The following is a 7,296-nucleotide window of genomic DNA, read 5'->3' as shown; positions in this document are numbered from 1 at the left end:
TTCTACGTCCACATCAGTCATTAGATGGCGAAGTTCCTGTGAGGATTCCATTCGTCCATGATGATGCAAAAACAATGCCCGACAAGTGGATCCGTTTATTATCTTTCGGGAACAGTGTTCTACAGTACACGGACTAATACTGTAGAAGTGATTTTACATATCTCGAAAAACTTCAAAAAAACGAAGTTTTTTAAACATGCCTTCTTATACTTCTCGTTGCTTTACTGGATCTGTTATAAAGCTGTTTAATCCAGACAAGGATTGGATTATATTACCTTCATCGACAGAAATCATCATACGAGCAACGAGAAATTTGGGAAACATAATTTTTCATAGATTATTGGGAGTTACCTATAAGAACCATTTATTTATGCCTGCTAATTGTATCACAATAAAAATACCGCACTCCATAATTTTTCATGAAATACGGTAAAAAATTTAGATTTTTACCTACAGTTTTGACCCTAAGTTATGACACCTCGGCAACTTTGGTTTAACAAGGTTTCAAAATCGGTGTCAAAACTTTTAAGTTTTGACACTTTTAACTTGTTGTATTCCACGGAACTGGAAACTCAAAATAATCACTTTTTAAGCTTTCTAAGTCGAGATTATGGATTTCAATTAAATTAGCTATCTTATCTTCAGTTAAATTAAATGTTTCTTCTTATTAAACTCAAAATATCCTTACAAAATTATTATTTTAACGTATACTATAACTATATCAAATAGAGTTGGTGACTGAAATGGCTGGCAATTATACTCATCTAATTTTTATAGTCAACGAGTTTTCACGAAAAGGCAAACATACAAGAAAAGCAATTAGAGACCATATGCTTAGGTATTCTCTTACTTATGAAATACATACAACGCAATATAAGCGGCATGCGGTAGAGCTCGCCTGTACTTTTTCAGATGAAAAGGCTGACGACTGTCTTATCATTGCTGTAGGTGGTGACGGGACATTAAATGAAGTAGTTGAAGGCATCTGCAGATCGGCTAAGAAACGAGCCGTTTCTTATCTGCCTACTGGGTCAGGAAATGACTTTGCCCGTTCTCATGACTTATCCAGATCGATCGAAATATCTCTTGAACGGATACTCTCAAAAGCTGAAGAAACAGAGCTTGACGTCATAACAGGAGTGTCCGACGCCGAAAATCTTATTGCAGTAAACAGTTTGGGTTTTGGTATCGACGGTATGGTAATTGCCAAACTTGATAACAACAAAAAAAAGAAGACCGCTGGAAAGTTTTCTTATTTACTGTCTGTTTTTTCAGCCTATTTCGCTCAGAAATCATTTTCTATGAGTATTCATAATGAAAGTCTGAATCTGTCATTCGACGAAATTCTTCTTATCGTCTGTGCCAACAATAAGTATTTTGGCGGGGGTATTCCGATTCATCCACTGGCAGATCCGCAAGATCAGTACATCGATATAGTAATTGCTGAAAAAGTCAGTTTCCTGGAACTTCTTCAGATTTTATATAGAATAGTATCCAGTGAGTCTCATCTGTCTCATAAAAAGATACATGCTTACCGAGTAAAGTCCTGTACGTTGAAGTTCGATACGCCTCAGTACGGCCAGCGTGATGGCGAAATTATAGATAAACATACTCACTCGATTACAATCGATACGGTCAAACAACATTTCTGGGTCTGACAATCCTATAATTACAGCTATAGCCCCCCAGCTAACTGGAACTCCAGACGTAAGGGGGGGCTATTATTAGGGCTGACACTGTTCCATGCCAATCATCGGATCGATACTGAATGAGTCGACCGCTTCAGGTGTAAGGATGTACGCATTCTTTTCTTCATCATCGCGTTCTCCCTCTGAGTTATCTTCTTTTTCTTGTGCGCTTTCTTCAGATAGTGATGAAAGCCTCATTGCAAGAGATGTCTGCCGGGAAGTCGTATGCTCAGTGATGCTTTTTTCAAATGCCCGACGCTCTCCACATAGAAGCAGCGTTTGACTGGCTCGGGTTATTGCAGTATAGACAATATCCTTTTTCAGCATCCTGCCATAGCCAAATACTAGCGGCAGAATAACCATATCATATTCACTGCCCTGTGATTTATGTACAGAACAGCAGTAAGCCAGGGTAATCTTGTTCCATTCCGCCCTAGGATAAGATACTTCTGTGCCATCGAAATCAATGACGAGTTCTTCCGCATTAAGTTCTGATTCTTTAGCTGAAACTAACCCTACGATATATCCCATATCACCGTTAAATACATTTCTTTCCGGATCGTTGACTAGCTGAAGCACCTTGTCCCCTACCCGGTAAACACCATCAGGCTGCTTGACCTCTTTTTTTCGTTTAGATCCAGGGTTGAACAGGTTCTGTAGAAGCTTGTTCAGTTCGTTTATCCCTGCTGCGCCTTTATAGATAGGTGCCAGTACCTGTATCTGCTGAGAGGTATATCCTTTTTCGATCGCTTTTGAGACCAGCAGAGTGACGACGTCCTGAACCTTCTGGGTACTGCAGGTGAAAAAATTACGGTCCTGCTTCTTTTTACTGAAGTCCTCAGGAAGAGCGCCTTTTTTTATTTCATGGGCGAGCGTAACAATTGACGAATCGATGCCCTGTCGGTAAATATCTGTCAGCTCCTGAAAAGGAACAACTTGACTGTCAAGGATATCCTTCAGTACCTGACCGGGTCCTACCGAAGGAAGCTGGTCCTTATCACCGACCATTATCACTTTCATGTCGTCAGGAACAGCTTTAAGCAGTTGATAGGCCAGCCATGTATCTACCATCGACATTTCATCAATGATCAGTAATGAGCCTTTTAACACTTTCTCTGATTCCTGCAGCTCTTCTTCATCATCAGATCCAGTCAGCCCGAGCAGACGATGGATAGTTGACGCAGGCAGGCCTGTAGTATCCTTCATTCGTTTAGCTGCTCGTCCCGTTGGAGCAGCCAAAAGCACCGGAAATGGCTGCCCACTGTAATCATCCGGATCCAGACTCAACTCATTCAGTTCAGCAAAAACAGAAACAATGACCTCGAGAACAGTCGTCTTCCCTGTCCCGGGCCCTCCTGTCAGAACAAATACCGGGGACTTCAGAGCATCTCTTACAGCCTTTTTCTGAGAGTCTCCCAGAGTAATGCTTCGTCTGAGCTCAAACTCATCGATGGCCTTATCGATCCGTTTGTCATCTTCATCATCTGTTCCTTCATCGAGCAGTCGGTCGAATGCATTCGCAATACCCCACTCGGATGCATAAAGTGACGGCAGATAAAACCGGGTTTCGTCTTTAATGACAGCCTGATCTTCTACCAGTTCGATTACGACTTCTGCTACTTTATCAGGATCAATCAAAAACGGACGACTTTTTTCAAGGATTTCAATCGTATGTTTCAGCAGATATTCCGCATTTACAAACGTATCACCGCTTTTCATCGTCTGTTCTTCCAGCGTATATAGGATGCCGGCCTTGATTCTTTCCAGCGAATCCCCTTCAATCCCCATTTCTTCAGCAATGGCATCCGCCCGGTTAAATCCTATACCTTCAATTTCTTCGATCAAGATATACGGGTTCTTCTGTATCGTACGTAACGTATTGCCTTCGAAACGCTGATATACCTTATAGGCCAGCTGATTGGAGAGACCGAAATCATTCAGTGCAATGATTATTTTCTGCATGCCCTGTTCCTTATCCAGCACGGTAATCAGCTGCTGTCTTTTTTTGCTGTTAAGTTCTGGAATTGTGTCCAGAACTGACTCGTCCTCCAAAATCCTGTCGATACAGTGAATCCCTAAGTGGTCGACCACCGCCTGCGCACTCTTTTTACCGATTCCTTTGAACCGCGGGCTTGACAGATAAGCGACAATCGCTTCTTCACTGGATGGTTTCTCTTTCAGATATTTACTCGACTGAAACTGAACACCATATTTCGGATGATCCGTCCACTTGCCGATAAATTTGTACTGATCCCCTTCCTGAATCTGACCAAAATTCCCGGTAATAACCAGTTCCTTCTCCTTGAGCGTGTCACTCGATTCGTTCACGCTAATCAGCATCACTTTATAAAAATTTGAGGGATTGGAATAGTAGATGGATAATACTTCACCCGTGACAAAATGTTCGTTTTCTTTATCAAAAAGATTCTGCTGCATGCCGATCCCTCCTCTCTATGTAATTCAGATGATAAATCCCTGTTCACTACTCCGTCTAGCGCTTATTTCTGTAATCGGTCGGTGAACTGTACTGATATAATTTAAAATTTCTATTGAAAGTTCTTAATGTATTGTAGCCGCATTGATGCGCAATTTCCTTCACTGGCAGGTCTGTGCTCTTCAAAAAATAAACCGCCTGTGTAATTCTGTATCGGTTCAAGTATTCCGTAAATGACATACCGGTGTACTGGTAAAAAAGCTTGGAAAGATAAGCATAGTCGTACTGAATGTCCTGAGCCACCGTCTTGAGAGTGCAGTCCTCATAGTAATGCTCCTCAATGTAAAGGAGAATAGTCTGTATAATTTTTGTTTTTGACGGAAGACTCCGCTGACTGAAAGATGTGGATCGTGTAAGTTCGTCGCAGAATTTATAAAGAATGCTTTTCTGTGAAAAAACAGACGTCATATTCTCCTTTTTAATATCGGCATTCACTGTTATTGTGTTGTTATCAGGAACAGCATGCTTGTACATTGAATAAAAGTCTTTGACCATTTCAGGAGAAAAGATCAGGAGCCTGCAGTGGGACTGATTCTCAGTAATCAGTTCGTGAAGCTGATTAGGAAAAATGAATACTCCTTCGTCTTCTGAAAGATAATAAGATTTCCCTTCGATCTTGACAGTCATTTCCCCTTGTTCAACTATGATAATTTCATAAGCTCTATGAAAATGTAATGGAAAGGAACTGTTTATCAGTTCAGCATAATTAAATGTCTGCGTCTCGTCCATCCCATGCTTCTCAAAAAAATACATACGAGTTCCCCTCCCCCGAAGTTCGCTTTTAATTATACCTTATTTTACTTCTATCATAAATGATGAGATCACATTGTGGCTAAAGGTACTGGAAAAATAGACAATTAATGCGAAAAAAGACCAGGAGCAGCTGGTCCAGTATTCTCCCTGACACTATTGATCAGGCAGGGACTGTCAGTTTCTCATGGTCTTAATTAATGCGTCTTAAATATATTGAAGCAGTTCGGATTCCTTGTATGCTTTATCAATCAGACCGCCTCCAAGACAGACATCTCCATCATAAAAGACAATGGCTTGTCCGGGTGTGATCGCTCTGGCCGGTTCATCGAAGGTAACAACGGCCGTATTATCTTCTTTGTTCCAGTCTACCGTAACCTTGACGTCTGTCTGGCGGTATCTGAACTTAGCTGTACAGTCGAATATCTCAGGAAGCTCCTGAGTCGTTGTAAAAGAAAACTGACTCGCTGTCAGATGAGTCGCATACAGATGCGGATGAGTAAAGCCTTGTCCAACGATCAGCTCGTTAGTTTCAAGATTTTTACCGATAACGAACCATGGCTCATTAGACGTTCCGTTTCCGCCGATACCTAATCCTTTTCTCTGACCGATCGTGTAGTACATCAATCCATCGTGCTGCCCCATTACATCACCATCTTCAGTCACCATTTGTCCAGGCTGAGCTGGAAGATAGTTCATCAGGAACTCTTTAAAGTTCTTTTCTCCGATAAAGCAGATTCCAGTCGAATCTTTTTTCCTTGCAGTCGCCAGATCTGCTTCCTCAGCGATTTTTCTGACTTCACTTTTGTCCATCTCACCAAGAGGGAACATCACTCGAGACAACTGATCCTGTGACAGCTGATTAAGGAAGTAAGTCTGATCCTTATTGGAATCGACTCCTCTTAACAGATGTGTTGTTCCATCTTCCTCGCGTCTGACTCTAGCATAGTGTCCCGTAGCCACATAGTCTGCACCCAGACTCATAGCATAATCCAGGAACGCCTTGAATTTGATTTCTTTGTTACACATGACATCAGGATTGGGTGTTCTCCCGCTTTTATATTCTTCAAGGAAGTAAGAAAAGACTTTGTCCCAGTACTCTTTTTCAAAATTGATTGAATAATAGGGCACGCCGATTTTGTTCGCTACCAGAGCGACATCTTTGTAGTCTTCAGTAGCCGTACAGACCCCATTCTCGTCAGTATCATCCCAGTTTTTCATAAATACGCCGACTACATCGTAGCCTTGTTCTTTCAATAATAACGCCGTCACAGAGGAATCTACTCCACCACTCATTCCGACGACTACTCTAGTATTGCTGTTAGCATTTGTCATCACTTCACCATCATTTCAATTAAATTCTGTACACTTGCACGAATTGAAGGTTCGTAAGTTTCCAGTCTGTTTCATTATACTTACTAAAAAGAAGAAATCAAGTCATCCCGGACTTTTTTAGGAGATTCTTATGAAATAAGGTTTCATATGGTATTGATTACCTTAACTGTATCGGTTCTGTCGTCAGTTTGTTCCGTTATTCGCTTGATTATCTGTCATTACAGACTATTTAGCTGGACCTGTATGGCTCAGTTTTTCCAACAGGTATAACTAGACGCGATCTAGTTATACCTTACAGATTCGATCGTCTGGGAAAATGTCACCAGAAGGGCTATAGCTGTAGTTTAAGCCTTCTTAGGTAGTAAAACTTCCACTAGAGTCTCTATAGTGGAAGTAAACTATTCTCTAAATCAATAAGCTGTCATTAAAAACTGTCTAATTGTAGTTCATTATATACCGTTACAGTGAGAGATATCATGACAACTTTCCTAGATGCAGTTTCTACCTGACTTGATACACGATAATGCTCTTATACTGCCTATTCATAACAATAAACAGTAATGTCACTTCTTTTATCCAGTGCCTCTGTTCAAAAGGAAAGCCTGAGGATCACAGATTGATCCTCAGGCCATCTCATTTAACTGATTCAGTCTACAACGGTCAGAACTTTTCCTTCAACTAAACTCTTAAGAATATTTTCTGCAAATGTTCTTTCCTCTGAAAGCTGGTCTGATTTATAGAGATCAATCTTTTTCAGTCCGTTAGCCGTTACTGCAGATAGTTTCAGTTCATTTAAATCTTTAGATATAACAATTTTTATTTTTGGTGCTTTCTTATCTACGGCATGGATACTTAAAGTCCGTTCATACTGAAACGATCCGTTCTTTGTTTCCATAAAGCCGTTGTCTTTTAGTGTGTAGCGTTTTGCCTCGTCATTGACTGAGTAATGTGTGTTACTTCCCAGCAGACTGTCTTTTTTCTGTGTAGCCATCGGCGACATCCTCTCTGACACTCGTTATACTTCTATTA

5 protein-coding genes are annotated in these 7,296 nt (G+C 40.9%); 1 reads left to right on the top strand and 4 read right to left on the bottom strand.

The features are described 5' to 3' along the window. The first annotated feature begins 743 nt into the window (after window positions 1-743). Window positions 744-1,658, top strand: a complete 915-nt coding sequence (locus BLR76_RS06580; protein WP_091267049.1) for a diacylglycerol/lipid kinase family protein — start codon at window positions 744-746, stop codon at window positions 1,656-1,658. Window positions 1,659-1,724: 66 nt separating this feature from the next. On the opposite strand, the gene recD2 is transcribed toward BLR76_RS06580, so the two are convergent. The 4 genes from recD2 to BLR76_RS06560 all read right to left on the bottom strand — a co-directional run bounded on the left by recD2 (window position 1,725) and on the right by BLR76_RS06560 (window position 7,258). After that, the gene (gene recD2, locus BLR76_RS06575) at window positions 1,725-4,124 is read right to left on the bottom strand and encodes an SF1B family DNA helicase RecD2 (protein WP_091267046.1); all 2,400 of its coding nucleotides are present in this window, start codon (window positions 4,122-4,124) and stop codon (window positions 1,725-1,727) included. 55 nt (window positions 4,125-4,179) lie between these two features. Then, window positions 4,180-4,935, bottom strand: a complete 756-nt coding sequence (locus tag BLR76_RS06570; protein WP_091267044.1) for an AraC family transcriptional regulator — start codon at window positions 4,933-4,935, stop codon at window positions 4,180-4,182. A gap of 204 nt (window positions 4,936-5,139) precedes the next feature. Continuing rightward, window positions 5,140-6,267: a tRNA 2-thiouridine(34) synthase MnmA gene (gene mnmA / locus BLR76_RS06565; RefSeq protein ID WP_091267041.1), complete on the bottom strand. Its 1,128-nt coding sequence runs from the start codon at window positions 6,265-6,267 to the stop codon at window positions 5,140-5,142. A gap of 646 nt (window positions 6,268-6,913) precedes the next feature. Continuing rightward, entirely contained in the window at window positions 6,914-7,258 is a 345-nt protein-coding gene (locus BLR76_RS06560) for a hypothetical protein (protein WP_091267039.1), read from the bottom strand. Window positions 7,259-7,296 lie beyond the last annotated feature (38 nt).

Origin of the sequence: Alkalibacterium thalassium (assembly GCF_900101165.1) — a bacterium.
In the GTDB taxonomy this organism is placed as follows: Bacteria; Bacillota; Bacilli; order Lactobacillales; family Carnobacteriaceae_A; genus Alkalibacterium; species Alkalibacterium indicireducens.
This window is presented reverse-complemented; position numbering and strand designations above follow the sequence as displayed.